We start from the raw sequence: 459 nt of genomic DNA, 5'->3' as shown, positions 1-459 counted from the left end.
ACGATGCGCTGCCCTCGTGCCATCAGCGCGGCGTCGACCTCCTGCGGCGATGGGTTGAAGCGAAGATCGTCGCCGACGCGGTTCGTCAGGTAATCGTTCACGCGATCCATGTACGCGGCCGTCTCGGCGGCCGGCGGCCGCTCACCGCGCAACACTGCAGCAGCCTGCCGCGGGCCGCCGTTGTAGTCGGCGATCATCGCCTGCACGTTGCCGTCGTACTGGTCCTGCGTCGCCTTCAGGTAGCGCGCCATGCCGTCGATCGACTGCAGCGGGTCTTTCGGGTCGGTCACGCCGAACTTCTTCAGGTTGTCCGGCATCATCTGCGCGACGCCCGCCGCGCCCTTCGGCGAAACCTGATTCGAGTTCGATTTCTCGCCCGCGTGGATCAGCGCCAGCATGAGACTGGGCGGCACGCCCTCGCGCTGCGCGGCGGTCGTGATGTAGGACGAAATATTGGGA

Annotated in this window: 1 protein-coding gene; it reads right to left on the bottom strand. The window is 66.4% G+C overall.

All coding sequences use genetic code 11. The features are described 5' to 3' along the window. Positions 1 to 459 (bottom strand): lytic transglycosylase domain-containing protein (locus M3166_RS18990; RefSeq protein ID WP_251691799.1); only part of this gene is annotated, 459 nt, incomplete at both ends.

The organism is Solibacillus isronensis (assembly GCF_023715405.1).
Taxonomy (GTDB): domain Bacteria; phylum Bacillota; class Bacilli; order Bacillales_A; family Planococcaceae; genus Solibacillus; species Solibacillus isronensis_B.
Note: the sequence above shows the minus strand (reverse complement) of the source record. Positions and strands in the feature narration are given on the sequence as shown.